This is a genomic window from Desulfurococcus amylolyticus Z-533 (assembly GCF_000513855.1).
Taxonomy (GTDB): Archaea; Thermoproteota; Thermoprotei_A; order Sulfolobales; family Desulfurococcaceae; genus Desulfurococcus; species Desulfurococcus amylolyticus.
Genome location: NZ_KI911318.1, coordinates 132,534 through 157,494 on the forward strand (window position 1 = coordinate 132,534; position 24,961 = coordinate 157,494).

General features: G+C 44.3%; 31 protein-coding genes and 2 tRNA genes. 16 read left to right on the top strand and 17 right to left on the bottom strand.

The window, feature by feature from the left end:
- Nucleotides 1-43: 43 nt before the first annotated feature.
- Both SPHMEL_RS00765 and SPHMEL_RS00770 read left to right on the top strand, forming a co-directional pair.
- Complete coding sequence (locus tag SPHMEL_RS00765; protein WP_042666817.1) at nucleotides 44-1,045, top strand: MDR/zinc-dependent alcohol dehydrogenase-like family protein; 1,002 nt, start codon at nucleotides 44-46, stop codon at nucleotides 1,043-1,045.
- Between the two features lie 44 nt (nucleotides 1,046-1,089).
- The gene (locus SPHMEL_RS00770) at nucleotides 1,090-1,530 is read left to right on the top strand and encodes an RpiB/LacA/LacB family sugar-phosphate isomerase (RefSeq protein ID WP_042666818.1); all 441 of its coding nucleotides are present in this window, start codon (nucleotides 1,090-1,092) and stop codon (nucleotides 1,528-1,530) included.
- Between the two features lie 46 nt (nucleotides 1,531-1,576).
- Here SPHMEL_RS00770 and glmS read toward each other — a convergent pair whose 3' ends face one another.
- Entirely contained in the window at nucleotides 1,577-3,415 is a 1,839-nt protein-coding gene (gene glmS, locus SPHMEL_RS00775; protein ID WP_042667883.1) for a glutamine--fructose-6-phosphate transaminase (isomerizing), read from the bottom strand.
- Nucleotides 3,416-3,482: 67 nt separating this feature from the next.
- On the opposite strand from glmS, the gene pyrH reads away from it, so the two are divergent.
- Together pyrH and SPHMEL_RS00785 are read left to right on the top strand one after the other, a co-directional pair.
- Nucleotides 3,483-4,160: a UMP kinase gene (gene pyrH, locus SPHMEL_RS00780; protein WP_042666819.1), complete on the top strand. Its 678-nt coding sequence runs from the start codon at nucleotides 3,483-3,485 to the stop codon at nucleotides 4,158-4,160.
- Nucleotides 4,161-4,259: 99 nt separating this feature from the next.
- Nucleotides 4,260-5,372, top strand: coding sequence for an AAA family ATPase (locus tag SPHMEL_RS00785; protein WP_042666820.1), 1,113 nt, complete (start codon nucleotides 4,260-4,262; stop codon nucleotides 5,370-5,372).
- A gap of 16 nt (nucleotides 5,373-5,388) precedes the next feature.
- Here the strand turns inward: SPHMEL_RS00785 and SPHMEL_RS00790 are convergent, their stop codons facing one another.
- From SPHMEL_RS00790 to SPHMEL_RS00840, 11 genes are all read right to left on the bottom strand, one after another.
- Nucleotides 5,389-6,177: an SDR family oxidoreductase gene (locus SPHMEL_RS00790; RefSeq protein WP_042666821.1), complete on the bottom strand. Its 789-nt coding sequence runs from the start codon at nucleotides 6,175-6,177 to the stop codon at nucleotides 5,389-5,391.
- 277 nt (nucleotides 6,178-6,454) lie between these two features.
- The gene (locus SPHMEL_RS07095) at nucleotides 6,455-6,751 is read right to left on the bottom strand and encodes an SDR family NAD(P)-dependent oxidoreductase (protein ID WP_338033506.1); all 297 of its coding nucleotides are present in this window, start codon (nucleotides 6,749-6,751) and stop codon (nucleotides 6,455-6,457) included.
- Nucleotides 6,752-6,813: 62 nt separating this feature from the next.
- Entirely contained in the window at nucleotides 6,814-7,518 is a 705-nt protein-coding gene (locus SPHMEL_RS00800; protein ID WP_042666823.1) for an RNA methyltransferase, read from the bottom strand.
- Nucleotides 7,490-8,071, bottom strand: a complete 582-nt coding sequence (locus tag SPHMEL_RS00805; protein ID WP_042666824.1) for a methyltransferase — start codon at nucleotides 8,069-8,071, stop codon at nucleotides 7,490-7,492. The genes SPHMEL_RS00800 and SPHMEL_RS00805 overlap by 29 nt, the downstream gene beginning before the upstream one ends.
- Nucleotides 8,072-8,100: 29 nt before the next feature.
- A complete protein-coding gene (gene rsmA / locus SPHMEL_RS00810) occupies nucleotides 8,101-8,937 on the bottom strand; it encodes a 16S rRNA (adenine(1518)-N(6)/adenine(1519)-N(6))-dimethyltransferase RsmA (RefSeq protein ID WP_042666825.1) in 837 nt (278 codons plus the stop codon).
- A complete protein-coding gene (locus SPHMEL_RS00815) occupies nucleotides 8,921-9,571 on the bottom strand; it encodes a DUF655 domain-containing protein (protein WP_042666826.1) in 651 nt (216 codons plus the stop codon). The genes rsmA and SPHMEL_RS00815 overlap by 17 nt, the downstream gene beginning before the upstream one ends.
- A gap of 37 nt (nucleotides 9,572-9,608) precedes the next feature.
- Nucleotides 9,609-9,983 carry an RNA polymerase Rpb4 family protein gene (locus SPHMEL_RS00820; RefSeq protein ID WP_012609074.1) on the bottom strand — a complete coding sequence of 125 codons (375 nt, stop codon included), beginning with the start codon at nucleotides 9,981-9,983 and terminating at the stop codon, nucleotides 9,609-9,611.
- Between the two features lie 52 nt (nucleotides 9,984-10,035).
- Nucleotides 10,036-10,353, bottom strand: a complete 318-nt coding sequence (locus SPHMEL_RS00825) for a 50S ribosomal protein L21e (protein WP_042666827.1) — start codon at nucleotides 10,351-10,353, stop codon at nucleotides 10,036-10,038.
- 80 nt (nucleotides 10,354-10,433) lie between these two features.
- On the bottom strand, nucleotides 10,434-11,777 hold the full coding sequence (locus tag SPHMEL_RS00830; RefSeq protein ID WP_012609076.1) for a tRNA pseudouridine(54/55) synthase Pus10: 1,344 nt from the start codon (nucleotides 11,775-11,777) through the stop codon (nucleotides 10,434-10,436).
- Between the two features lie 15 nt (nucleotides 11,778-11,792).
- Complete coding sequence (locus SPHMEL_RS00835) at nucleotides 11,793-13,142, bottom strand: signal recognition particle protein Srp54 (RefSeq protein ID WP_051400967.1); 1,350 nt, start codon at nucleotides 13,140-13,142, stop codon at nucleotides 11,793-11,795.
- 86 nt (nucleotides 13,143-13,228) lie between these two features.
- Nucleotides 13,229-13,329 (bottom strand) — tRNA-Leu (locus SPHMEL_RS00840).
- A gap of 127 nt (nucleotides 13,330-13,456) precedes the next feature.
- On the opposite strand from SPHMEL_RS00840, the gene SPHMEL_RS00845 reads away from it, so the two are divergent.
- The 11 genes from SPHMEL_RS00845 to SPHMEL_RS00890 all read left to right on the top strand — a co-directional run bounded on the left by SPHMEL_RS00845 (nucleotide 13,457) and on the right by SPHMEL_RS00890 (nucleotide 20,526).
- Entirely contained in the window at nucleotides 13,457-13,981 is a 525-nt protein-coding gene (locus tag SPHMEL_RS00845) for a 50S ribosomal protein L16 (RefSeq protein ID WP_042666828.1), read from the top strand.
- A gap of 135 nt (nucleotides 13,982-14,116) precedes the next feature.
- Nucleotides 14,117-15,118 (top strand): diphthamide biosynthesis enzyme Dph2, encoded by a 1,002-nt coding sequence (gene dph2 / locus SPHMEL_RS00850; protein WP_042666829.1) that lies wholly within the window; start codon nucleotides 14,117-14,119, stop codon nucleotides 15,116-15,118.
- Between the two features lie 3 nt (nucleotides 15,119-15,121).
- Nucleotides 15,122-15,760: an METTL5 family protein gene (locus SPHMEL_RS00855; protein ID WP_012609080.1), complete on the top strand. Its 639-nt coding sequence runs from the start codon at nucleotides 15,122-15,124 to the stop codon at nucleotides 15,758-15,760.
- Between the two features lie 6 nt (nucleotides 15,761-15,766).
- On the top strand, nucleotides 15,767-16,312 hold the full coding sequence (locus SPHMEL_RS00860) for an exosome complex RNA-binding protein Csl4 (RefSeq protein ID WP_012609081.1): 546 nt from the start codon (nucleotides 15,767-15,769) through the stop codon (nucleotides 16,310-16,312).
- Nucleotides 16,313-16,316: 4 nt separating this feature from the next.
- The gene (locus SPHMEL_RS00865; protein ID WP_012609082.1) at nucleotides 16,317-16,934 is read left to right on the top strand and encodes a DUF2067 family protein; all 618 of its coding nucleotides are present in this window, start codon (nucleotides 16,317-16,319) and stop codon (nucleotides 16,932-16,934) included.
- Between the two features lie 18 nt (nucleotides 16,935-16,952).
- The gene (locus SPHMEL_RS00870; RefSeq protein ID WP_042666830.1) at nucleotides 16,953-17,234 is read left to right on the top strand and encodes a DNA-directed RNA polymerase subunit L; all 282 of its coding nucleotides are present in this window, start codon (nucleotides 16,953-16,955) and stop codon (nucleotides 17,232-17,234) included.
- Nucleotides 17,235-17,378: 144 nt separating this feature from the next.
- The gene (locus tag SPHMEL_RS07100; protein WP_012609084.1) at nucleotides 17,379-17,621 is read left to right on the top strand and encodes a hypothetical protein; all 243 of its coding nucleotides are present in this window, start codon (nucleotides 17,379-17,381) and stop codon (nucleotides 17,619-17,621) included.
- A 142-nt stretch (nucleotides 17,622-17,763) separates the two neighbouring features.
- Nucleotides 17,764-18,108 (top strand): transcription factor S, encoded by a 345-nt coding sequence (locus SPHMEL_RS00875; RefSeq protein ID WP_084322058.1) that lies wholly within the window; start codon nucleotides 17,764-17,766, stop codon nucleotides 18,106-18,108.
- A 63-nt stretch (nucleotides 18,109-18,171) separates the two neighbouring features.
- Nucleotides 18,172-18,921, top strand: a complete 750-nt coding sequence (pcn, locus tag SPHMEL_RS00880; RefSeq protein ID WP_042666832.1) for a proliferating cell nuclear antigen (pcna) — start codon at nucleotides 18,172-18,174, stop codon at nucleotides 18,919-18,921.
- The gene (locus SPHMEL_RS00885) at nucleotides 18,899-20,026 is read left to right on the top strand and encodes a DNA primase small subunit domain-containing protein (RefSeq protein ID WP_042666833.1); all 1,128 of its coding nucleotides are present in this window, start codon (nucleotides 18,899-18,901) and stop codon (nucleotides 20,024-20,026) included. The genes pcn and SPHMEL_RS00885 overlap by 23 nt, the downstream gene beginning before the upstream one ends.
- Nucleotides 20,023-20,526, top strand: coding sequence for a hypothetical protein (locus tag SPHMEL_RS00890; protein ID WP_012609088.1), 504 nt, complete (start codon nucleotides 20,023-20,025; stop codon nucleotides 20,524-20,526). The genes SPHMEL_RS00885 and SPHMEL_RS00890 overlap by 4 nt, the downstream gene beginning before the upstream one ends.
- A gap of 27 nt (nucleotides 20,527-20,553) precedes the next feature.
- Here the strand turns inward: SPHMEL_RS00890 and SPHMEL_RS00895 are convergent, their stop codons facing one another.
- The 5 genes from SPHMEL_RS00895 to SPHMEL_RS00915 all read right to left on the bottom strand — a co-directional run bounded on the left by SPHMEL_RS00895 (nucleotide 20,554) and on the right by SPHMEL_RS00915 (nucleotide 24,217).
- Nucleotides 20,554-20,949: a hypothetical protein gene (locus SPHMEL_RS00895; RefSeq protein WP_042666834.1), complete on the bottom strand. Its 396-nt coding sequence runs from the start codon at nucleotides 20,947-20,949 to the stop codon at nucleotides 20,554-20,556.
- A 125-nt stretch (nucleotides 20,950-21,074) separates the two neighbouring features.
- Nucleotides 21,075-21,149: transfer RNA gene (locus tag SPHMEL_RS00900), tRNA-Asp, on the bottom strand.
- 54 nt (nucleotides 21,150-21,203) lie between these two features.
- Nucleotides 21,204-21,404 (bottom strand): RNA-protein complex protein Nop10, encoded by a 201-nt coding sequence (locus SPHMEL_RS00905; protein WP_012609090.1) that lies wholly within the window; start codon nucleotides 21,402-21,404, stop codon nucleotides 21,204-21,206.
- Entirely contained in the window at nucleotides 21,401-22,195 is a 795-nt protein-coding gene (locus tag SPHMEL_RS00910; protein ID WP_042666835.1) for a translation initiation factor IF-2 subunit alpha, read from the bottom strand. The genes SPHMEL_RS00905 and SPHMEL_RS00910 overlap by 4 nt, the downstream gene beginning before the upstream one ends.
- A 15-nt stretch (nucleotides 22,196-22,210) precedes the next feature.
- Nucleotides 22,211-24,217, bottom strand: a complete 2,007-nt coding sequence (locus SPHMEL_RS00915; RefSeq protein WP_042666836.1) for a hypothetical protein — start codon at nucleotides 24,215-24,217, stop codon at nucleotides 22,211-22,213.
- A 245-nt stretch (nucleotides 24,218-24,462) separates the two neighbouring features.
- Between SPHMEL_RS00915 and SPHMEL_RS00920 the strand changes: the two genes are divergently transcribed.
- The gene (locus SPHMEL_RS00920) at nucleotides 24,463-24,957 is read left to right on the top strand and encodes an RNA-binding protein (RefSeq protein ID WP_042666837.1); all 495 of its coding nucleotides are present in this window, start codon (nucleotides 24,463-24,465) and stop codon (nucleotides 24,955-24,957) included.
- Nucleotides 24,958-24,961 lie beyond the last annotated feature (4 nt).

The following is a 24,961-nucleotide window of genomic DNA, read 5'->3' on the forward strand; positions in this document are numbered from 1 at the left end:
CTTTAGGGCGGGAAGAAGGTTAGAGCATGTGTGGGGATACAGTATGAAGGCTCTTCTACTTCTCGGAGCAAGAGATCTGAGGCTTGAAGAAGTTGAAGAACCAAGACCTGCTCCAGAATGGGTCCTCATCAAAGTTGAGAGGGTCGGCATCTGTGGAACAGATAAGGCCATGTACTCTGGGACATATAAGCTACTCAAGAAGCCCCTTATCCCGGGTCACGAGGTTTCAGGTATAGTTGTCGATGTTGGCGAGGGGGTTTCAAGGGATCTCGTAGGGCACAGGGTTACAACCGAGATAAATGTCTACTGTGGTAGGTGCTGGTATTGTAGAAGTGGAATGTATACTCACTGCCCCTACAGGGAGACCATAGGGATAACACGTAACGGGGGTATGGCAGAATACATGGTAACAAGACGGGATCTCATCCATGTAGTCGATGACTTAACACCGCTTCAGGCGGCATTTATTGAGCCGCTTGCGGCAGTGGTCGAGATGATTGAGATGGAACCGGTTAAACCATTAAGCAGAGTTGCAGTTATAGGTGTTGGTGCAATTGGATTACTCGCCATACAAGTGCTCAAACTATTCGAGCCGGAGCTCCTGGTAGCTGTCTCGAGGCCCGGCTCTCCGAAGGCTCGTCTAGCCAGGGAGCTTGGAGCAGATTTAGTCGTAGATTACCAAGGGCTTAGTGAAGTAGTTAAGAAGGATACCCCAGAGGGACAGGGGTTTGACTACGTCGTTGAGGCCACTGGTAGCTCCAGCGGTTTAGAAGTAGCGCTTGACGTAGCTAGGCCGAGAGGTGTTGTCGCGTTGAAGTCAACCCATGGCTCCCCGGTAAGCTTTGATCAGACCAAGGCTGTTGTAAAGGAGTTAAGGCTATCGACGTCCAGGTGCGGTCCCTTCGATAAAGCGATAAGCCTGTTGAGGAAAAGAATAGTGGTTGTCGATAAACTAGTTACCTCAGAATATCCGTTGACAAGGGGTGTTGAAGCCTTCGAGAAGAGTTTTGAGAGAGACCAGGTGAAAATACACCTGGTCACCTAGGTTTATTTTTATGTTTGAATAATTATTTTAGGAGGGATGAATCCATGCGTATAGCGGTTGGATCAGATGACGTATATAGTGTTGCAAGATTCATCGTGGACTACCTGAGGAAGAAGGGATTCGAGGTTAAACTAGTCGGCGCCCTCGCGACGGGAAAGCCGTATCCATGGCCCGATGTAGGCTTTGAGGTCGGCTCTATGGTGGCTAGAGGCGAGGTAGATTATGGCATTGTTATATGTTACACTGGTACAGGTGTATCAATAGCAGCCAATAAGATCAAGGGAGTTAGGGCAGCACTCGTCACAGATGCCAGGAACGCTGAGGGAGCTAGGAGATGGAATGATGCCAATGTCCTCGCGTTAAGTGCCAGGTTAACTAGTGAGGAGCTGGCTAAGGAGATAGTGGATGCGTTCTTCAATACTAGGGAAATAGATTCATCTGAGGTAGAGAACATAGAGAAGCTGAAGGCTATTGATAATGCTTGAGGGTAAAGTCATCGAGATCGTTGAGGAATTGATGATGACTTAAGAGCTATTCCACTGTAACGGTTTTAGCCAGGTTTCTCGGCTTATCCGGGTCAAGGCCCTTCATCGTGGCGACATAGTATGCGAGTAGTTGAAGCGGTGGTGTATGGGTTAGAGACGTCAGTATCCAATGCGTCCTTGGGACTTCTATCACTATGTCTGCTCTCTCATTTAAGTTGAATCCCTGTGGAGCAACACCGATTACGAATCCGCCTCTAGCCTTCATCTCCTCTATGTTCCCCAATAATAGTTTCTCAAGCTTTCTATCACTTGGTACTGTGAATACTACTGGGAATGAAGGCTCTACCAATGCTATGGGACCATGCTTGGATTCGCCGGCTGGATACGCTTCAGCATGTATATATGCGATCTCCTTTATCTTGAGGGCTCCCTCTCTGGCAACCGGTAGCCCGATATCCCTGCTGAGGTAGTACATGCTTTTAACTGGGACCAGTTTCTCAGCTAGCTTCTTCACGGTTTCACCACTCATCGATAATGATTCCTCAACATATCTAGGTGCATTTCTCAGCTCCTCCAGTAGCTTGGCTGCTTCATTACTGTTTAATCTACCTGTCTCACCGGCTAATAGAATGGATATCCATGAGAGGAATAGGGTTTGAGTTAGGAAGGTCTTGGTGGCAGCTACCCCTATCTCTGGCCCGGCCCTAGTGTAGAGAGCTATATCGCTTTCCCTAGCTATGGCTGAGTCGACTACATTTGTTAAGCTAATGATTCTGCACCCCTTCGCCTTGAAGGCTCTCACAGCCTTCATAGTATCCATTGTCTCCCCGCTCTGGCTGACAGCTATGAGTATGTCGCTGGAACCAACTACCCCAGCATATACCTCATACTCGCTAGCTATGAAGGGTATAACTGGTTTCCCAGATAGCTTCATCGTTGTTAACGCGAAGTATTCTGAGGCATGGTAACTCGTGCCAGCTCCAGTTATAAATACCTTGTCGGCATCAGCTAGTAGCTTAACTGCTTCATCAATTATTACATCATTTACTAATCCATGGATAGTGCTTCTAAGGGCCCTTGGCTGCTCATATATCTCTTTAATCATGAAGAATGGGTATCCCTCCTTCTCGGCGTCTTTTAGATCCCATTCAACCACCCTGATATACCTGCTTGACTCGAGTATATGGCCCGTATCTAGTTCCTCGATATGTATCTCTGATGGAGTAATGTAGCCGATCCATCCATCCCTTATGACTATTACTCTCCTCGTGTGCTCTAGCAGGGCTGGTATATCGCTTGCCACGGCATTGTATCCGTTGCCCACCCCTATTACCAGAGGACTATCCTTTCTAGCGTAGAATATCTTATGGGGTTCAAGTGGTGTAATCAGGAGGATCGCGTATGTACCTCTCAGTGATGATATAGCCTTCTTAAAGGCTTGGTAAACACTCCCCGTCTCCTTATAATATTCCTCAATCAGGTGTGCCACTATCTCTGTATCTGTTTCACTCTTGAAGACATGCCCCTTTAAGGCAAGGATCTTTTTCAACTCCATATAGTTCTCTATGACGCCATTATGTACTATCGCAAACATGTTGTTGCAATCAGTGTGGGGATGCGCGTTTACATCGTTTGGAGCACCATGTGTGGCCCACCTGGTATGACCTATCCCGGTTATACCTTCGAGGCTTGTGAAAGAATACTTGCCTTCAAGCTCGTTCAGTTTACCCTTGCCCTTTAAAATAATGAGCCCGTTATCACTGATTACAGCTATGCCTGCCGAGTCGTATCCACGGTACTCAAGCCTAAGAAGACCCCTGTATATGGCCTCCCCTAGCCTTAAAGTATTCTTATCGTGTAGGCATAAACCTATTATTCCGCACAAACCCAACTATCCTCCCAAGGTACGATATTAAAATATCAGGGCATGTTTAAAAAAGACGGTGGTGAAGATGAGAGATGTGCTTGTCCTAAAGATAACGGGTAAGGCATTCGACGAGGGTTCAATCCTGATCTCTAGATACGTAAAGCTACTGAAGAGTATGGTGAGCGAATATAGACTGATAGTAATAACGGGGGGCGGTAACACAGCTAGAAAGTACATCTCTGACGCTAGATCACTAGGCATCTCCTCGAATTACTGGCTTGACTTAATAGGAATATGGGTATCAAGACTCAACAGCCTACTCATAACCTCTTCACTGCAGCCCTATGCCTACCCAAAGCCGGCTGTAAACCTTGAGGAAGTATTGGAGGCATTATCTTCACACAGAGTTGTCGCAATGGGTGGATTAATCCCAGGGCAATCAACAGCATCGACAGCTATAGAGGTGGTTGAAGCGGTTGGCGCTGAGAAACTCTACTATTTCTCAGCAGTTGGATACGTATATGATAGAGATCCAGCTAAATACCCTGATGCAAAACCACTGAGAGAAGTAAATGCAAGCCTCCTCAAAAAAATACTAGAACAGAAACAGCTACCGGGAGAATACGCGTTAATAGATGAGAAGGCACTGGATTTAGCGATTAGAAGCAAGATACTGGTTCAACTAATAAGCTACCGCGAACCCGAAAAACTCTTGGATGCATTAAGAGGGGAAAACCCTGGAAGCTTAATTCACCCAGCTTAACTTCAGTTACTCAGGGTCTCAACTCTATTTAACAGGATAGAAATATGAGTATTAGAAAAATAACTATCGGGGGAGGAAGTAACTATCGGGGGAGAAAGCATGCTCTTCGATCTCAATCCAAAATCCAAGAGAGAAGACTTATTTGGACGTGAAAAGGAGCTAGAGGAGTTTAATAAGAGCTTACACCTTAATGAAAGATTAATTATTGTAAGCGGGCCGAGAAGAATAGGTAAAACCAGCTTTATTCGTGTCGCACTCAGTGAATCAAAATATCCATACTTAATTATCGATGTTAGGGAGATACATGGTGTTTACGGTAGTGTCTCTAAATACTCATTATACTCTAAGATAGCCGAGTTTCTCACCTCGCAAATGCGTCTTTCCAAGAAGCTATCTTCTATATTCCTTGATTTTATTAAAAGAATCAAGATATTTAAGGTCTCTGGGATAAGCATAGAAGTAATTCCTACTAAGAGACTGCCAGATGTAACCGTATTGCTTAGGAGTCTTGATGAGTGCTCAGCTGAAAATGGCACTAGATTCATACTGGCATTCGATGAGGCCCAATATCTTAGGTTTTCTGGTGGTGTTAGATATGATGAAATAATAGCGTGGTCTATTGATAACCTTGAGAATATTACTATAGTTGTTACAGGGAGCGAGGTTGGAGTGTTAAAGGACTTTCTAAAGCTTGAAAACCCCGAGTCCCCCCTCTATGGCAGGTATAGACATGAAATAGTGTTAGAAAGGTATACTCGTGATAAAAGCCTTGAATTCCTTGAGAAAGGATTTAGCGAACTAAGTCTTCAAGTCCAGAGAAGCGAGCTTGAGGAAGCCGTTAACCTAGTGGATGGTATCCCGGGATGGCTCACCCTCTATGGGTACTACAGAGGTGTTAGACGCCTCAGTCACAGTGAAGCTTTAACGGCTGTTTTCTCCGAAGGCAGTAAGCTCATTAAAGATGAAGTAACAAGGATAATTGCCTCTTCACGAGGTAGATATCTGGGAATACTTGAAGCAATAGCCAGAGGGGCGAGAACATGGAAGCAGATAAAGGTGTATTTGATGTACAGGACAGGCCCTATAACTGATGCCAGGTTTACTGAGCTCTTAACTACACTGGTCAAGTATGGCTTAGTGGTGAAAACAAATAACGAGTATAAAATAGCTGACCCCGTGCTGGAATACCTTGTTAACTCCGGAGATCTATGAAACCCGTGGCTTTATTTTAGAATATTGATTTCATGAGTCCTCCATCGATCGGTATTGAGACACCGTTAAGGTATGAAGCATACCTGCTTGCTAGGAACACTATTACTCTACCGTACTCTATTGGTGAGCCAAGCCTTCCTAAAGGTATATCGCTGACGAATTCCCTATATGCCTCCTCGTATGACTTGTTCCCCCTCCTGGCTCTATCCTCGATCAGTTTTCTTATTCTATCAGTCTCGATGTAGCCTGGCATCACTGCATTAACCCTTATTCCCTCACGGCCGAGCTCTTTAGCGAGTGTTTTAACCAAGCCATGGATACTTAGCCTGAGGACGTTTGATAATGCCAGATTATCTATTGGTTCCTTAACTGCTAAACTAGTTGAAAAGATTATCGAGGGATTACTTGACTTCCTTAAGTATGGGAGAGAAGCATTAACAATCCATATCGCATTGAAGACAAGGAGTCTTGCATTATACTCCCATTCATCTTCGCGTATCTCCTGAAATGTGCCAGGTCTAGGAGGACCGGTTATGTAGATTATTGAGTCAAGGCCCCCGAGGAACTTCACAGCCTCATCCACCAGCCTATAGACATCCCCCCTAACGGTTAAATCAGCTGCAACCCCGTGAACTCTATCACCAAATCTACTTTTCAGTTCTCCAAGGGTTTTCTCAACATTATCCCGGCTTCTCCCATTTATAACGACTTTCGCACCCTCCTCTAGTAATGCTTCAGCAGCACCCCTTCCAAGGCCTCTCGTGGAAGCCGTTACAAGAACACGTAGTCCTTCAACTATACCCATAATATTCACCTAGAAAGACTTTTGAATACTAGTTAATAAAATATTAATATATTAGTCATTGTGCAAGACGACCTCTTAGTATCTATAGTAGCTATAGTGCTTAAAACCTATTGTCAAGCCAACAGTCCAAGCTGATACAGGAGCTACTTGACGGCTATAAATGTCCATTGAAGACGAGAACTTGGATAAGGGTAAGGTATTATTCGTTCTTCACGTATTTAATAACATGTTTACTTATGAGGTATGGCCCGGTGAGGTTTACACTAATTATCCTGTTTCATTCTTCAAGTGTCTGTTCTTCTATGCTTCTTCCCGTGAATCCTATGCCAGCATTATTCACGAGAACATTTATCGAGTTATACTTGTTGAATACGTATTCCACAGCCTTCATCACATTATGCTCTATGGATACGCCAGCTTTGATGAATACCGCTTTAAGACCTTTCGAGATTAGCTTGTTCTCTCTTATCCTACCTGCTTCTTCATCTATGTCTATTATAGCGATGTTGTATTCCTCAAATGCTAATCTTGTCGCAATGGTTGCTTCAATGTCTCTAGCACCGCCTGTTACGATACAGGTTTTATCGTAAACCTATTGTACAAGGTCTCATCCTTAGCTATAGAACTGTAGTGTTTTTAGGTTTTATTAGAGGAAATATGTCTTCTTACTCTTTGAAGCCAGTATCTTAATAAGGCAGCCTCTTTTTCTGTAAGAAGCGCTTTGCCGAGTATTCTCCTCCATAGGATCCTTGATCTAGTTATTTTCTCCTCAGTAGTCATAACTAGCTTTGAGATCTCCACTGTTAAATCAAGTAATTGCCTCAGCGTCTCCTTGCTGGCTAAAGGAGGTATATTGATTGCAGTAATACTCCTCTGCTTCCAGAGCTCCCACAGCACTATGGCTACTGCCTGGCTAATATTAAGTGCCGGGTATGATGGGTTTGCTGGTATCGTGACCAGGACATCGGCTTTACTGATTTCTTCCCGTGTTAAACCAGTGCTTTCCCTACCGAATAATATAGCCACACTCCTGGTTCTCGGGAATATTTTCTCGGCGAACCCGTTTAAATCAACGGCTTGTCTAAGCATGTCTCCTGCACTATATCCTTCATCACTGGTAGCCGCGACCATGTCAACTCCCTTAATGGCTTCATCGAGTGAATCAGTGACTCTGGCTTTAAGCAGGAAGTCTTTTCCTCTGGCGGCGTAGTTTAAAGCCTCCTCGATACTGGCTACTGGTTTAACAATGTATAGCTCATCAACGTTGAAGTTTACACAGGTTCTAGCTATGACTCCAAGATTCACTGGACCCTCAATACCCACTAGTACTATCCTTAGCATGCCTCTTCACTACTCCAACACTATATAGTGTTTCAAAAAACATGTTTTTAGTTATAGAGGCCACCCTACTAAACCCCTTCTTAGACAAGTACTCCTCCACCACCAGTGGATTCGATAGCGACGAGTAAACAAGCACTAGTAATCCACCGGGCTTGAGAACATACCATGCTACATTGATGAAGTAGAGTATTGCCTCGTATCCATGTGCACCGCCCTCAGTAGCTATATCCTCTATGCTACCGCTCCATGCAGGCAGGTATGGGGGGTTGGCTAGGACTAGATCTATTGATGACTCCTTTATAGATATACCCGTGTCACTTGATAAGATGATGTTTTTCCCAGCTGCATTGTTTAACACGGTGTTTTCTCTAACCGTGTTGAGAGCATCTTCATCGATGTCTATGAAGATAACTTTTTCACAGTACCCTTTTAACAAGGCGTGGAGTCCCAGTACACCGCTACCGCATCCGAGATCCATGCAGAGATCCGCTCTCGGTTTAATGGAGTCCAGTAGCTTTACTACGAGCCATGAGTCATCGCTAGGCCTGTACACGTTTCCCCTAAATACTAGTTTGAGGCTCCCTACAGTAATCCATTCTCCCTCAGTCTTCTCGCTAATGCTGCATACACCTCTCCGCTTACCTCATATACTCTCTTATCTCCAAGTAGTTCACGGGCATACATATATATCTCGCTGTCCTCCCCTATACCAAGGGACTTGGTGAGAACCCTTAAAGCTATCCTTCTCCTCTGCGTAAACAATAGCCTGGTCAGCTTCTCGAGGGCGAGTACATCCTGGTTAAAAACGCGTCGCCTGGTTAAAGTTATAATTGCGTGCCCTACCTTTGGTTCAGGGTAGAATGAGGAGGGGCCATATATACCTGTGATTTCTATGTTAAACAATGTGTTGAGTAGAATAGTTATCCTACCATACTGCTTACTACCTGGCTTGGCTACAAGTCTCTCAGCGACATCTTTTTGAAGCGTAAATACAACTCTTTCAACGTTATTCGATCTAGCTATTGAAACCAATATATTGGATGTAACATGGTATGGTATATTCCCTACCACTTGCCTAGAGAACACCGTGTACTTGGTGGCATCAGCATTGATGAAGAGAGTGTTGGATGTATTCAAGTTTTTAACAGCTATACCCAGTAGTTTCTCGTCGATCTCTATGCATATAAGTCTAGGAACCACTCTGCTTAATGGAATGGTTAAAGTACCTAGTCCACAGCCTATTTCAGTGGTTTCCGCATGGTTTACATGGCTTATGAAGTCCCTTATAAGCCGGGGATCTACGATGAAGTTCTGACTAAGCTTCCTCCTGGGTCTTAAACCATGCTCGCGGAGTATGCTTATAGTCCATGAAAGGAGGCCGCGTCTACTCATTTCATCTGGCCTAATATAGCTCCCCATATAGTTTCTCCAAGTACCCTAGGTACATCGTGTTAGGCTCGGGGGATTTTATGAATAAATAGTACTTCTCCCCACCAATCAACTCCTTGATGACCCTGTTTACAAGGGCTTTAACAGGATCTATACGAGTCCTCTTCTTTATGTCCTCGAAGCTCTCAAACCTCTTCTTGCTTCTCTCCTCGAGTATCTGGTTCATTGTCTTCTTACCTATCTCGGGGAGCAATTCAAGTGCGTGTAGCCTTATGTTGACTGGCTCAGCTATATTGAAGAACTCAACGAATATCTTCTCGTTCTCAAGTACTATGTTTTTAAGAGCCTCGGGTAGATTGGTTTTAGCAACGCTAGTGAGCTCACTGTATACTATATGTATGATTCTCTTAACCTTACTCGGGTATCCAAGGTCTATTTTCTCGAGTATCTCTATTTTAACCGCGGGTAAGGGGGTTGCTTCGAGTAGAGAGAAGTATTTCACCCCGATACCCTGGATGAAAGGCTGGTTCCTGTGTTCATAATGGGGATCAGAGGGGTTTCCAAGCTCAAGGTAATCTAGAACATAGAGCGCCGGCTCATGCCTTTCATCCCAGCGTCTCTCCCCATGCCTCTTATATCTAAAATTGTGATCACGGTGTGACAATACAATCCCCTTTAAGCAGGTTTGATGTAGGTGAGGATTAGGAAGGGGCTACACCAGTGCAATAATTGCTTAGGGTGGCCAGTATCTCTTCTAAGACGCCTTGCTCTGGAGTCTTCTCTTCGAGCTCCATAAGGTATCTTAACTCATCTATCGAGGAGGGACAGATATTCATTAACATTACAATGGTTTCATCTTTCAAGCCTTTGGAAGCTAGTAGCTCGTGGAGTTCCCCTGCTTTCTCCGGGGGTATTTTATGATGGGTTTTAAGGTATTCTAAGACCCTTGAAAGCAGAAGGGGTACTGTTCCGGTTTCCTCCTTTATCTTCTCCACTATATTTCTGAGAATCAGGTATGCCTCACTATTTGACAACTGTTTCTCCTCTATTGCTTTTAATACTATGGTATTCGACAATACTGGTCACCACCATATAGTTATAAGCACTAGGAATATTAATGTTTACGGGTCAGGCTTGCTGTGCCTGAGGGATGTTTAAGGGTCTCATGTGCTCTGGCCTTATAAACAATATCTTCTCCTTATCCCCCATCATCACTTTAACAATATAGGCTCTTCCACGTTTTCCAAGTACTACACCGGTTTTTCCATGGAACCTCCTATACGGCATTCCCCTGTATACTGATGGATTGATAACTATGTGTACCTTCTCCCCCTCTTTATACTCTCTTAGCACTAGGCTTAGAGGCGGTATCGACCCCTTCTCCCTGACATTCTTCTTGAAGAGCTTCCTGGTTCTATGCCTATACCCCTTTGGTGCTTTAACCATCTTTTCCACCTTTCATACTGCAGGCTTAAGCATCCATTGGACACGCTATATCTAAAATCCCCTGTAACCAGCTTATAAAGTTATTTATCCCATGTCTTCTCAATATAAAGTACATCTAGTTCTAATGGATAAGCAGGCGTCCCCAGTATCTCACTGAAACAAGGGGTAGTACGTCCATTGTCGCAGTGCACTAGTTCCTTAACATATAAGCCGCCATCGCAATATATTAATGCCTCGAAAACCCGTGAGGAGATACTGATAACTTCGATGCGGTATACCCGTTTAATCCTCTCACGATCCTTTTTCCTCCTTAGTATCCTCGTTGGTGTTCTTTGTTTAACACTTCTCTCCTTGAAGAAGCTTGAGAGCTTTTCGAGATCCCCTTCAGATACTGGCTTCTCGGTGAGGACTGCTACCCTATATATCTTCCTTCTCTTTCTGGATCCCTCCTTAATAGACTCAATATCCCTTCTAGTTGCGGCCCCTATTACCGAGACCTTGATAAATTGATCATCCAGTATATAGTTTAACAAGTCTAGATCGACATTCCTGAACCCGGGTTCTTTAACCTCTATTACTAAGGGTCTCCCGGAACCAAGCATTCTAGCATCCACGTCTTCCCGTCCAGCTGCATGAATTTTAATGTCTCGCGCATCGAAGAGTCTTGCTATACTATCCCTTATAAAGTCCTGTATGCTCTCAGGGTATTTCCTGGATCCATTGCTTGTGAACCATGGTACATGGGATATTCTACGCCCTCTCTTGAAATATATCGCCTTTAACAGTATTGGGTTTACCTGCGTCTGTATTGAGTAATCGAAGTCCTTATTTACATCCACTATTACTACTACATCCGGCTTATCAAAGTCAGGTGGTATATTTGTTAGTTGAGTCACTCTCTTACCTATCTCGCGTTTCAACTCGTTTTTCAATGACTCACTTGACTCCAATCCCGCCAACACGTGTACATCCAGCTCCTTCTTAACTACCTCGCTATCCAGTTTTACACCTATGATGAATGAGGACGCATTCAACTCGCTTAGTTTCACTGCTACTCTCCTAGCTATTTCATCAATATAATCGCTGGATACCCTGTGGAGACATATATAGCATGGATTAACGGAGATCTCTCTGTCAGTTATTTTTCTATATAGCCTTGTAACGGGATCCCCCGTGTTTGATGCTATTTTACCGATATACTCGGCATCAATGATTTCACTAGTGTAGTCTGCGTATAGCTTCATCGCTAGTAGAGTCTTGATAGCCCTTCCTCTTTCCTCGTTGGATAACTCGATCCCTTTCTTTGCGAAGACCCGGCCTAGACATCTATCGCAGAGAGGGTATTCTGAGAGAATTTTTGCAGCTGTCTCAATGATGCTGCAGTGTTCTCCACATCTATTTTGTTGAGGGGTCTCCATGATCATCAATCCTTCTTATCCCTAGCTTCCACCAGGCTCCTCTTCTAGTTTAAGATCCTCGGGTTTGATACCAAGTTTCTTTAATATATCTCTTCTACGTAGTTGCTTACTCAGCTTCTTCATTAGCTCGTATTGTTTAAGTAATTCCCTTACATCATCGATTTCGACGCCGGCTCCATAAGCTATCCTCTTGATCCTGGATTTATCTATGATATCCGGGTTCTCGAGTTCCTCGTAGGTCATAGAATTTATTGCGGCAAGCCACTTGCTCAGCTTCACCTCTAGTTGTTTTGGATCCACCTCGAGCGGTAGCTTTACCCCTAGACCCGGTATCATCTGCATTATCTTGGCAAGGGGGCCCATTTTTCTTAGGCTTACTAGTTGCTTGTAGACTAGCCTCATGTTTATTTTTCCCTCGATGAGTCTTTTAGCATCCTCCTCCGTGAAGTCTAGTTGTAGCCTCCTCACTTTCTCAACAAGGCTCTCTATATCTCCAAGCCCCAGTATTCTCGAGACGAATCTAGGTGGGTTGAATACTTCTAATTCATCTATTTTTTCTCCGGTTCCAATAAATTTCACCATGGCACTGGTTGCCGCTACTGCTGATAACGCGCCTCCACCTTTAGCCGTTCCATCAAGCTTCGTGACTATTATAGAGCCTATTGGGGTGGTTTCATGGAACTTCTTGGCTATATTATGAGCCTGCTGCCCTATGGATGCATCTATGACGAGTATTACTTCATCTGGTTTAACCTGCTCACTTATCTTCCTCATTTCATCTAAGAGGTCTTCCTCCTTGTGGTGTCTTCCAGCGGTATCTATTATTATAATATCTGTTCTCCTTTCAATGAAGAAGGAGACTCCTTTCACTGCTATTGAGACAGCATTATTATTATCTGGCTCACCATAAACCGGTACGCCTATCTGTTCACCTAGTTGTTTAAGCTGTGTATATGCTGCAGGCCTGAAGGTGTCTGCCGCTACTAGTCCCACCTTATAGCCCTCTAGCTTATAGAAGTATGCTAGTTTAGCGGCCGTTGTAGTTTTACCAGAACCCTGTAAGCCGACGAGCATTATAACCCACGGCTTCTTCAACGGCTTTATAGAGGGTTTTTTATCACCACCTAGGAGCCTGGTTAATTCCTCATAGACTATTGTTATAAACCATTCTCTCCTACTAATACCTGGAGGAGGCTCTGATTTAAGGGCTCTCTCCTTTATCCTGTTAGTGATCTCCACCGCTAGCTTCAAATTAACATCGGCTCTTACGAGTTCCTTCTGCAGCTCCCTTATAAACTCCTCCACGGATTTCTCGTAGTCCCCTCCCTTCAGAAACCTTGTTAAAGCACTCCTGATATTGTCAAACACCATAAGCAACACCCATCCTCAAAAATAGGGATCTCAACCAGGGTTTTAACCGTATACAGATTGCTCCAGGATCAGGGAGTAATGGAAGGTGCGGGGGGTGGGATTTGAACCCACGCAGGCCTACGCCAGCGGATCTCTCCCTGGGCTCGTCTTGAGTCCGCCCCCTTTGGCCAAGCTCGGGCACCCCCGCACTGATTCATAATTAATGATTCCCGGGAGTATTAAATCCTTAGGCTGAGGGTCAAGATATATAAACAAGCGGTGGGTTAAGGTTAATAAAGCCTGATTGCATGAATGAGGGGTAGGTGATTAAGAATATGCCTATACGCCCAGCCAGGTGCTACACGCATTTCAGCGGACCACCATATACGAGGAAAGAGTATATTCCAGGCGTCCCCCAGCCGAAGATAACTAAGTTTGAGATGGGTAATCCAAAACTGGACTATGATTACGAGCTTGCACTAGTCGTCGAGGAGGCAGGGCAGATAAGGCATAACGCGTTAGAGGCAGCCCGTGTAATGGCTTTAAAGAAGCTCAGCGTTGATGCCGGCGAGAACAACTTTTACCTTAAAGTCAAACCATATCCTCACCACGTTATCAGGGAAAACAAGATGATGGCCTTTGCTGGTGCAGACCGTCTACAGGATGGCATGAGGCTCTCATTTGGTAAACCCATCGGGACAGCTGCACGAGTAAGCCCAGGGCAGGAGGTAATAGTGATAAGGGTGAAGGCGGAGCATGCTAAGATAGGTAAGGAAGCATTAAAAATAGCTGCGTCGAAGCTTCCGTTACCGACGAGAGTAATTGTTAAACCATTGAAGCCAGGTCTTCCACCACTATAGCTAAGCCCTAAGCGTGTTCTCTTCTACAGGACCTGGGAACTAGGTTATCCTTATATTTGGAAACTCTTGTTTTTCCAGGTAGAATAATATTAAGTCTTCCACATTGGTATAATGGGATTAAAAGGCGTGTTATTCATGGAGGACCTATGTAGCCTCTATGATATCGAGCTCGATGTATTATATAGGCTTGTTGAGAAAGGCGTGAAAAGGGTTCTTCTTCACGCGCCAGACGGCTTTAAGCCTTTATATAAATGCGTCGCCGGTGTTTTCGAAGGAAGAGGTATTGAAATATTCTTTTCCTCGAGCCCTGGATATGGAGCATGCGATGTCCCTGTGGAGGAGGCTGAGGCCCTCGGGGTCGACGTCCTTATTCACCTGGGGCATCTAGAGTATTTTAACCATGGGTTTAAGCCTGGTGTAAGCATTGTTTACGTACCCGTCTATGCCCGTCCAATGATTAGTGAGGGGGTGCTTGGAGAGCTGACTAGTTACCTCAGATCACGGGGGATTATAGGTGTTTCCATCTCCTCAACAATTGTAGAGGAGAAAATAAGAAGGATTATTGTGGAACACCTCAGCTCAAATGGGTTTAGGATTCATGAGGTACACAGCCCTCTACTGGGTTGCCTCTATACACATGTAGCATCACTGGATGACAAAGTCGATGCTCACCTCGTGATAGCCGGTGGGATATTCCATCCCCTAGGTCTTGCACTGGTTTCCAGGAAGCCTGTAGTAGTCTTAGATCCCTACAGGGGTAGGGTGTGGTCAGCTAGTGAGGAGGCTCAGAAGACCCTTAGGAAGAGGCTGCTGAAGATCTACGAGGCTAAGATAAGCGGTGTTAGGGTTGGACTTATCATTGGGTCTAGGCCGGGCCAGTATCGTCCCTGGCTTATTGAGAAACTTGAGAGGGAAGCCTTGGAGAAAGGGTATAGGGTCTACAAGGTTTCCTCAACGTATCTTAGTATTGAGCGATTAATAGCCATAGATAACGCCCTCAATCTCGACATATATGTTGTCACGAGTTGCCCGAGGCTCCCCATAGACGACTTAGATGACTTCTATAAGCCGGTGTTAACCCCTGGCGAATTCCTGATGCTTCTAACAGGCTCGGAGAAATATGTATACCCGTGGTGAGCAATGGGGCTTATTAGGAGTAAGAAGGAGCTAGAGTTGATTCTCTCACGGATCAACTGGTACATGCACTCGAAGAAGAGGCTTGAGCAATACCAGACACCGTCAAGCATAGTGGCGCATATGGTTTGGACAGCGTATATGAGGGGCGACGTGAAGGGGTTGACGATAGGTGATTATGGATGTGGCGATGGGAGAATATCTATTGCGTCGATACTGATGGGTGCTCGTAGAGCTATCTGTGTAGATATTGATGAAGATATATTACTATATGGTTTAGGTACAGTATCATCCTTGTTTCCAGGTGCGGCGGGCAGGATTCTCTACGTGGATGCCGACGTGGAGCGTTTAGGACTCAAGAATGTTGACACAGTGTTGATGAACCCTCCTTTTGGCGTGGTCGCTGAAAACAGGGGCTTGGACATAGTCTTCCTTAGGAGGGCTATGGCGACGGCTAGAAGCATATATAGTATACACAAGTATTCTGAGGCATTCATGGATATCGCTAGGGAGGTGGCCGAGGACAACGGGTTTACCCTGGACTCGTATGAGCTACTGGACTTTGAAATACCAATGATGTTTGAGACCCATAGGAGGCGAATATATAGGGTTAAAACAGTATTCATTATCCTGACAAGGGCGTGATTAATTATGCAAGAGATAGTGATGCCTGGCGAACCACTTGCAGTAGAGGAGGAGGCACTGCCTCTCCAAGGTGCATACATTGATGAAAAGGGCTTGATCAGGTCCCAGGTATTCGGGTTAAAGGTCTTCGATAGATATAAGAAGCAAGTATATGTTAGACAAGTGAAAAACATAGAGTTGATTAAGCCGGGAACCATTGTCGAAGCATATGTCGAGGCCGTGACTGATGAGCTGGCTTTTCTAAAGATATATAGTATAGAAGGGCAAAGAGTTGAAGCCTCCGGGATTATACATGTATCGCAGGCATCCAATGAGTTTACACAGAGCCTTCTAGGGGCCATTAGACCAGGTGACTTCGTTAAGGCTAAGGTGCTCAATAATTCTATACCATACCAATTAACCATTAAGGAACCAGGATTAGGCGTTATAGAGGCGTATTGCAGTGTATGTGGCTCCCTGCTCTACAAGAGCAATGATAAATTAGTGTGTAATACATGCGGGAATATTGAGAAACGTAAAACCAGTTTAAACTATATACACGTCTCAAGGTGATCGCTTGCCACTGGTTAAGCGGAGATATAGGATTCCATGTAGAGGCGAGGAATGTTTAAAATTATACGAGCTTGTCAAGGAGAGGGTTCCCTCAATAGAGCATGTTGAGTTCGCGGTAACCAGTAACGGCTTAATAGTAGATGCCTACGGATATGAAACAGACCTGAAAAAACTGTGGATTGAGTTAAAGAATTATTCAAGGATGGCTAAGGGGGTCAGTGGGCCGGGTTTACAAGCATTCAGCATTGACGTGATAGTTAAATTAACCAGGAAGACCTTCCCGCCCGAGGTGCTCGTGAAAATCCTTGAGAAACAAGGGTATAAGGCCAGACTCGAGGATGGCACCATTTACACCAATATAGAGAAGAACAGGATTCTCGAATTAGTTGAGAGAATAAGTGAATTAAACACCGCTATTAGAGGCAGGGTGAAGGGTACAGCAGCAAGGTATTTCATCATAACGGTAACCATTATAACAGGGCTACAGTTAGATGACGCCATAAATCACGCAGTGGAAGCAGGGCTCCTCGGGGTCGACGAGTCAGGCTTATATGTTTTAAAGCATGAGTGGCGGGATGCAGTAGACTTATTTATTAAGAGTTTTAAACAGCAAAACGAATAGGGGTCAAAGGTGTTTTAAATGGAGGTACGTGTTGTATCCAGGAGTGAGAGAGAATTAGTGTTAGAAATATATGATGAAGACCATACACTTGGTAATCTATTAGCGAAGGAGGCGATAAGACATCCCGGTGTAGAATATGCAGCATACAGGGTTCCACACCCTCTTAAAAACATGTTTGAGTTCACGATTATAGTTAAGCCGGGTTATACCGTGGAATCAATACTAAGGGATATAGTAAATGGATTAAAGAACTCGCTCGCTGAGCTTAGAAGGCTTGTAGAGGAGAAGGTAGTTGAGTAGGAAAAGCGAGACACGTATACTTGTCTATGGTGTTACAGAGAGATACGGTGTCTTTGCAACTTATAGGGGAAATTTTTAGAGGAGTTAAAAATACTAAGGGTCACCGGCTCCCCGGCACTATTCATCAAATATGTGCTTGATTCTATGATGACGCGTGAAGAACTAGGGTTCGCACTACCATGCGGATGTAGCCCACTTAACGCGGTATTTACTGGTTTGAAAGGATTCAATAGCTCAGAGTACCTGGCTTTAAAAACAGTTTATTGCGGAGTGGTTGATACGGTGCTACGCCTACTGGAGTTATACATGCAGTATAGGAATACACTGTTGAAAACCTCTCTCCCCGGGACCGAGTCATCCGGCTACCCTGTTATTTACACGTGTTAATGTTTAACGTGATACCTTTTTTATCCAGGATTCGGGTCTCAATGATACTTTTAGTCACTTTTGAATACTTTCAATTATTCCCATCAATATTTAAACGGCTACTCGTTGATTATCTCTACTTGGTTCAAGACGGTGGTTTCACATGTCCAAGTTGTGTCCGAAATGCGGTGGCTTAATGCGTCCCCGTAAAATGGATGGTAAACTGTATCTGATTTGTACTAGATGTGGGTACAAAGTAGAGGCTGATGCATCCGAGGCATCGGGTTTCAAGGTTTCCACGAGAATCGATCACAAGCCCGGTGAGAAAACCCTTGTACTCGAAAGCGGAGGAGAGGTCAACCTCCCTGTTACAAGGGAAGTAACGTGTCCGAAATGTGGTTGGCATGAGGCATACTACTGGGTGATTCAGACAAGGGCTGCGGATGAACCGCCTACAAGATTCTTTAAGTGTACAAAGTGCGGTTACACTTGGAGAGAGTATGCTTAGCATCCTCTGTACTTGATAATTTTATTTATTCGGATAACGGTAAAAGTATAGTAGGTGGTTCGAATGAGGCTTAAGTTTAGTGACGCAGTTGCATGGAGATATGCTATAACATCCATCTCTAAGATTATTGATGAAGCAAACTTTAGGATTAGCGGTGAAGACGGATTATTATTGAAAGCTATGGATCCCAGTACTGTTGTACTTGTAGAGTTCGCAATACCGAAGGAGGCTTTTTCAGAGTACAGTGTGGAAAGGGAACTTGTAGTAGGGGTAAGAATGGATGATCTGACCAAGGTGTTGAAGAGGGCTAGGAGAGGTGATGAACTCGTTTTAGAAGTGCTAGAAGACGGCAGGCTAAGCGTAGTCTTCGAGGGTAGGGGTGTCAGAAGATTTACCCTGCCAAGCATAGAGATGACTTACGAGGAGATACCGGAGATTAGTTTCGAAGTAGGGTTTAAGGGGAAGCTTCTTCCCAAGTTGTTTAGAGACATAGTTAGGGAGGTAGAGCCCATCAGCGATTCCATCGAGTTTTCAGCCAGCAAGGACAGCGATAAGCTGACTGTCTCATCGAGGAGTGAAATAGCTGAGGCTGAAATAGAGCTCTCAGCCTCAGATGGTGCGTTAATCGAGTACCAGGTGCTAAGTGATGCAAGGGCTAAATACACGATCGACTATCTTATCGATATATCGGTTGCTTCTCAGGCGGCTGAATTAATGGAGATAGAATTCGGTGATGGAACACCGCTCAAGCTTACATACGAGATACCCGGCGGAGGAAGACTAGTGTTTTATGTTGCCCCACGGGAAGACTAGCGACTTCTTGAAGAAGGTCATAAGGGACTACTATAGGTTCAGACCTCTCGAAGAACCAGGCAACCTACATATGAGAGAGATTGCTTTAGAGAGCCTTGAGGATCGCAGGTATATCAGGCACCTATCCTTCCCATATATGGAGCAATTATATAACTTCATAGAGACCATGAAAACACCTCTCCACCTGTATTATTCTTCAGCCCTCTACAGCAATCCCTCGGCCGAGGAAATGGAGGCCAAAGGGTGGCAGGGCTCGGAGTTAATATTCGATATAGATGCTGACAAGTATCCTGGATGCATACAGAGGTATTTAGTCTGCAGCAAGTCAGGAGTAATAATTAATGATGGGGAGTCCTGTCCCTCAGGCGAGGAACCTTTGAAATATTCCCCAGTGAGCTGGGAGTGCATCTTGAAAGCCTGGGGCGACGCCTTAAAACTACGTGATATACTGGTGCAGGACTTCGGGTTTAGCAAGGTTAAAATATATTTCTCGGGTAACAGGGGATTCCATGTAAGAGTGATGGATGAGGAGGCACTGCCTCTAACACGTGAGCAGAGGCGATTAATAGCGGATTATGTGGCATGTAGCAACATAGATGTGGACAGGATCTTCCCATCATACAAAGATATAGTGGTTTTCCGCAGAGTTGAATATGGCCTGAGAAGAAGGGTGCTCGAGTTAGCTATATCGAGGAAGCTAGTGAAGGAAAAAAGCGTAGCGGGTTTAAGGGGATTAATAATCAATAAGAGCGCCCTCGATGAATTAATTCGGGAGAACTGTGTTAAAGTAGATAAGGTTGTAACAATGGATACGTCAAGGCTCTCAAGATTCGTTAACAGCTTAAACATGAAGTCCGGGTTAAGGGTTGTAGAGGTTGAGCCCACCGTGGATCTAAGAGGAAAGGGTTTCACTGATTTCTCACCATTCCATGGGGAAGTCATGGTTAAACCCTTGGTCGATGCTTCTCAGATCCTGGTTCTAGATAAATTTATTGGGCTTAGAAAGGGAGAAATAATTAGATTAGAGGCACCCTATGCTCTATATCTAGCTGTCAATGGGCTAGTAGAGGTAAGGGATTCATCAGGGATTGGGGTAAAACTATGAGTAACACATATATCCGCTTAATTAAAGAGGAATTACAGGCATCAAAGTGTACCCCTGTCCAGAAGATTAGACTAGATGAAGTAAACGAGTTAATCAGGAGATCTCTGTTCAAACTGCCTCTATTAAACCCTGAGAGTAGGGAATTATTTATCGAGATGATTAATAAAATGGCCTTGGATACTGAATACTTAAGCAGATTGAGGATAACTAAAGTAGCACTTGGCTCACCGCTCCCAGCCGACACCATAGATGAAGGCGTCTTGAAAGCCGTTGAAAACATTATCAAGTTGGAGAAAGAACTCTTATACCCCCTTCCGGTGAGGTACCGTGATAAAACGCTGGTTTTATTTATAAAGGATTGTGAAGTAAGTGGCGAGAAGTATAGGAGGAATGATGTAGCGCTTCTATCATTTAACGAGCTACTCGTAGCAATGATACAGGAATGCGTGAAGCCGCTGAGACATATATTAATGGTTAGTGAGGAAGAAAAGTCTTCCTGAGGAGGTTCAAGGTGATAGTTCATCTTTCTACATGGCTGCTTTCATATAGTAATATCCTAACAGTATGTATGCCACTATGATCATTATTAACAATATGAGCGAGCCAATAATGATTATATCCCTTAGTTTTGTCTCACTTATACGTTTATGCGTCTTCGGCCTGGCTGATGGAACATAGTAGGGAAGAGAATATGCTACCAATACCGAGAACGATAACAACAGCGTGTAGAGTAGTGAGGTCGCGATCAATTGGTTGAACTGTTGCTGGGATAGATAACTATAGTTAAACCATAGGTACAGCCAGTTCCCACCTATAATAATCCAGGAAACAATGGCAGCAGCCATGAGTGTCTTTGAAACAGTGTTTAATAGTACATCGTACTCGAAAATGTATCTAAATATCTCCCTGCTGTACCTCCTCAATGCAGACCCCCGTTCAACACTATTATGAATACCAATATTAAACCTAGACCTAATAACCATTATACCTGCTCATCCATTATGATGAGGCCTCCCTATTAATGTACGTAGAAGGGATGGGTGTCGAGCGCCGCCGCCGGGATTTGAACCCGGGTCACGGGCTCGACAGGCCCGCATACTAGGCCGGGCTATACTACGGCGGCATCCTTCACTAATTTTGATTATGCACAGGGTTTTTAAATTGTTAGTTCCATGAATCAAGGCTTATATGGTGGTTTTTCATCTAGCTTGATAATTCCCTTTGAGAGTTTTTCCTCGAGCCTGTACTCCACGTATTTATCAATAGGGCTGAAGCGTGGTGGATGGGGTACTATTAGCTCTCCCCCGCAGTACGGGCATCTATCCCTGCTTAAAGTATACCTACCACATTTACTACATTTTCTAAGTAGCCAGTTCATGCTTTCTCACGTTCTCCCTTGAATATTACACCATATTCGCTGCTAGCCTCTTCAGCTTTCTTTAGTATTTTCTCAACTACTGATTCAGCTGTTTTATAGTCATGGGAGTATACTTCGAGGATGTATCTTGGCGCACCGGCTGAGTAGAGTTTAAACTTTACATTTTCAGAGTTAAGGGATTCGGCTATCACGTCAAGTACTTTCCTTACTCTTTCAACGCCATCGGGGTGGCGTGATTGGAGTAGTAGTCTTACACGTATTGATACCTCTTTCACCTTTATATGTCTCTTCGCTTCGTTTAATAATGGCTCTATCCATTCACTAGGTATCCCGGCTTTCTCCAGGATGTCTCTACCGCTCAGTACTGCTTCTTCGAGGACGTAAAGTGGGTCTCCATAGGAGTCTTCAAGCTTCCATACTACTTCTTTATAGGCGGCCTCCTTGGTTTTTCCGAGACTTTCAGCGACGAGTTCGACTATTTTGGCTGCTTTTACATACCGCTTCCACCACATCATCTTCTTTCTCTTATCGATATCAGATACCTTCTTTAATGAGACATCGACTTCTTTCCTGGCTCTATCAATTCTGATGACTTTCACAACTATCTTCTCTCCTTCCCTGATGACATCCCTTATGTTCTTAACCCATTTGGTTGCTACTTCGCTCCATGGTAGAAAGGCCTTTAAGTCTCCGTATTCATCGAGGGTGACATAGGCGCCATAATCGTATATTTCCCTAACCGTGGCTATAACGTATTCCCCGATCTCGGGCAATTCCTTCCTAGCTAGCATTTCTTCTCACCGAGGCTATTGTTGAGTGAACTCGTAAACCGCTACTACATGTATTATCTGGTATTCGCTATATAAACCAGTTATATTCATAACTGGTACACCAATTACTGCCACTGGTTTGAAGTAATTTAGATTGCTTGACAAGGGTGTGTAACTGTATAGTTCATTATACACGGTGTAACCCAGCCTATGTAGTGAGTCTACTGCTAGTTGCGCGAGCAACGTATTGGATCCCTTGTTGTTCCATGCGAGGGGTATCTCATAACCTGTACGTGCATTATATATGTTCACGTAATCCACGTAGCTAGTGTTAGTGATGCTGGCGTATAATACCAGCCTGGCTAAATCACCTGCTGCGGCATAGTATATATATTCATAATAGTTCTGTGATTGAACCGGTACAGCTAGTCCAAGGTAGGCGTTACTTGTTTTATTACCCATCATTACTCTAATGCTAGCCAGATATGATATTATTATATAGGTCCTCTCAGCGTTTATCATTGATGTGACATTACTTATTATCTTGGATGCAGCAACCTCATTGCTTAACATTATTGATGAAACAATATATTTACCCCTATCTCCTCCTAATATATGGGCTAACGTGTAAACCCTGGGCGCTGGTAGCGATTCAGCTAGGAAGCCCTGGATCCAGTAGGTATATCCCCAGTATGATATCACTAATATATTGTCTACGCTGGTATTAGATATAGCTTGCTTTAACGCTGTTAACGCATTAAGCCACGCGCTCTCATTTCTTATCGGTGTACCTATATTGCTGTACCCCTGGATATCATAGGTGTATATATATGGTTGGCTCTTATTCTGTGCTACTGCTAGAAGCATGCTACTAGATATTATGCCCAATACTATGATTAAGGCGATGACCCTATATAGTATTGTCTCGAAACCCTTGATCCCATGGCTCCACACATAATCCGTAACCATGTATAGGGCCAATCCTGATAACACTGCTGAGAACAGGGCCTCGGCTAGTGCAAGGGTTGGATCGTAGAGGGATGCTATAAGCAGTATTATGGTGGCTGATATAATGGTGATCCTTACTGAGGGAAACTCCTCGAGCACTCTACTCCTAGCGAACACTATTAAACCCAATAACCCCGTGGCGCATAATACCCCATAGTCTATTAGCGGGTTATAAGGCTTGATAAATACACTAGTATAATCACCGCCTCCAAGCAACTGTATTAATGCGGCTGATAAAGCTATGGATGCTGAGATAGCGGTGGCTACTAGCACCAAGCGTGTACCTGTGGAGGAATTCCTGTCCTCAAGTAATTTACTGGTAGCTAAGATCAGTGAGCCCGTGAAGAGGGGTATTAATGAGTAAGTGTTTCTAAGCCATGGGAGTAGCAGTAGTGGCGTAGTGAATAAAGTAATTGATGACACTGTCTTAACATCAACCCGCTTAAGGGGTGCAACTATGTATTCTGCTGATAAACCTATCAATGCGGCTTCAACGATCAACCACCCCATGGGGTTAAATAATTGGAGTACAAGCCCGGTTAAACCTGTGAGAAGCACAGTAGGAGTGCTTCTCACTTCTCTCGTCTTATATAAGGTGAGCAGGAATAATGCTATTAGAATACCAGTGAAAACATGTGGACCGACATTAGATGGAGTCAGCCAGAACACTGTGACCGGGGCGGTTCCATAGATTAATGTAGTGAGCCCAGCTATCGCGGGCTCTTTAAAGAACCTGTAAACCATGTAGAATAATAGGATTAACGTGAGGACTTGGATGGAGAGAGCCCCGTAGGGTCCTAGGACCCCGAGTATTCTAGCGGACAACCATGTGTAGGTTATGAAATAACTACATGTATTATCGAGCGGATTAATTCCGGTACATGCATCGCTTAGTACTGGCTTCCTTGACAAATACTCTGTAAGCCAGGACACATTGTCGAAAGGTACTTTGGTGTTCATTGTATAGGTTAACACTGTGCTGGCTAGAATGCTTGTAACAAGCAACATGATGCCTGTTATGGTTCTTCTATCCATAAGGCTGCACCCTTAAACTAGCTGTATCCTAGATAACGAGTGAATAGTAAATAAAGTTTTAAATCCCCTCTAGTCTCCTGTGAATCAATTATAATTATTGCTAGTGATTAAAATGGATGATCCTATAGCAGAGCGTCCCTAGATGAAACCATGAAACCATATAAAATGACTGGAGCGAACACCTAGGGGGAAATAGTCTTTAAAGCAATAAACCCCGTTTTCAGTTTATCTTTACGAGGATAACTATGTCTTGTAGAGTAGTTCTGCTGGTAACATGTAGAACCGGGAGCGATGAATGGTGTGCTCGTGAGATAGGGGATGTGATCTTCAGCCTCGATAATAGCGTGGTTGTTGAGAAAACGGGTTTTCCGGGGCTTCTCCAGGTCTATGGGTGTAGAGATGTCGATAGTATATATAGGAGGGCTATAAGTAGGGAGTACGGATTCGTTGAAACCATAATACCTGTTCACTGTATCATGGGGCTTCAAGAGGTATTGGGGGAACGACTCGAATGCATTGACGGCTTGAAGATACCTGGAGAGGTAAAGATCAGGGTTAGGATGCGAGGGGTTAGGGAGCTGAGTACGCGCGTCTTCGCACTTGTATTAAAGAATCTGAGGTCTAGGGGTGTGGTGCATACTTCCTCAGCAGATGAATGCCTATTTATCGAGGGGATCAATGATAGAGTCTACATAGGTCTAGGACACTGTAGAACACGCATCGCAGTACGTGGGGGATGAGGTA

Excerpts from the sequence above, each read along its gene's own strand:
- pyrH (WP_042666819.1), top strand. The coding sequence starts at position 3,483 with ATGAGAGATGTGCTTGTCCTAAAGATAACGGGTAAGGCATTCGACGAG.
- SPHMEL_RS00800 (WP_042666823.1), bottom strand. The coding sequence starts at position 7,518 with ATGCTAAGGATAGTACTAGTGGGTATTGAGGGTCCAGTGAATCTTGGA.
- SPHMEL_RS00910 (WP_042666835.1), bottom strand. The coding sequence starts at position 22,195 with ATGCTAGCTAGGAAGGAATTGCCCGAGATCGGGGAATACGTTATAGCC.
- dph2 (WP_042666829.1), top strand. The coding sequence starts at position 14,117 with ATGGAGGACCTATGTAGCCTCTATGATATCGAGCTCGATGTATTATAT.
- SPHMEL_RS00885 (WP_042666833.1), top strand. The coding sequence starts at position 18,899 with ATGTTGCCCCACGGGAAGACTAGCGACTTCTTGAAGAAGGTCATAAGG.
- SPHMEL_RS00825 (WP_042666827.1), bottom strand. The coding sequence starts at position 10,353 with ATGGTTAAAGCACCAAAGGGGTATAGGCATAGAACCAGGAAGCTCTTC.
- pcn (WP_042666832.1), top strand. The coding sequence starts at position 18,172 with ATGAGGCTTAAGTTTAGTGACGCAGTTGCATGGAGATATGCTATAACA.
- SPHMEL_RS00830 (WP_012609076.1), bottom strand. The coding sequence starts at position 11,777 with ATGATCATGGAGACCCCTCAACAAAATAGATGTGGAGAACACTGCAGC.
- SPHMEL_RS00845 (WP_042666828.1), top strand. The coding sequence starts at position 13,457 with ATGCCTATACGCCCAGCCAGGTGCTACACGCATTTCAGCGGACCACCA.
- SPHMEL_RS00905 (WP_012609090.1), bottom strand. The coding sequence starts at position 21,404 with ATGAACTGGCTACTTAGAAAATGTAGTAAATGTGGTAGGTATACTTTA.
- SPHMEL_RS00770 (WP_042666818.1), top strand. The coding sequence starts at position 1,090 with ATGCGTATAGCGGTTGGATCAGATGACGTATATAGTGTTGCAAGATTC.
- SPHMEL_RS00790 (WP_042666821.1), bottom strand. The coding sequence starts at position 6,177 with ATGGGTATAGTTGAAGGACTACGTGTTCTTGTAACGGCTTCCACGAGA.
- SPHMEL_RS00765 (WP_042666817.1), top strand. The coding sequence starts at position 44 with ATGAAGGCTCTTCTACTTCTCGGAGCAAGAGATCTGAGGCTTGAAGAA.
- SPHMEL_RS00835 (WP_051400967.1), bottom strand. The coding sequence starts at position 13,142 with ATGGTGTTTGACAATATCAGGAGTGCTTTAACAAGGTTTCTGAAGGGA.
- rsmA (WP_042666825.1), bottom strand. The coding sequence starts at position 8,937 with ATGGGGAGCTATATTAGGCCAGATGAAATGAGTAGACGCGGCCTCCTT.
- SPHMEL_RS00875 (WP_084322058.1), top strand. The coding sequence starts at position 17,764 with ATGTCCAAGTTGTGTCCGAAATGCGGTGGCTTAATGCGTCCCCGTAAA.
- SPHMEL_RS00915 (WP_042666836.1), bottom strand. The coding sequence starts at position 24,217 with ATGGATAGAAGAACCATAACAGGCATCATGTTGCTTGTTACAAGCATT.
- SPHMEL_RS07100 (WP_012609084.1), top strand. The coding sequence starts at position 17,379 with ATGATGACGCGTGAAGAACTAGGGTTCGCACTACCATGCGGATGTAGC.
- SPHMEL_RS00890 (WP_012609088.1), top strand. The coding sequence starts at position 20,023 with ATGAGTAACACATATATCCGCTTAATTAAAGAGGAATTACAGGCATCA.
- SPHMEL_RS00855 (WP_012609080.1), top strand. The coding sequence starts at position 15,122 with ATGGGGCTTATTAGGAGTAAGAAGGAGCTAGAGTTGATTCTCTCACGG.
- SPHMEL_RS00785 (WP_042666820.1), top strand. The coding sequence starts at position 4,260 with ATGCTCTTCGATCTCAATCCAAAATCCAAGAGAGAAGACTTATTTGGA.
- SPHMEL_RS00860 (WP_012609081.1), top strand. The coding sequence starts at position 15,767 with ATGCAAGAGATAGTGATGCCTGGCGAACCACTTGCAGTAGAGGAGGAG.
- SPHMEL_RS00920 (WP_042666837.1), top strand. The coding sequence starts at position 24,463 with ATGTCTTGTAGAGTAGTTCTGCTGGTAACATGTAGAACCGGGAGCGAT.
- SPHMEL_RS00870 (WP_042666830.1), top strand. The coding sequence starts at position 16,953 with ATGGAGGTACGTGTTGTATCCAGGAGTGAGAGAGAATTAGTGTTAGAA.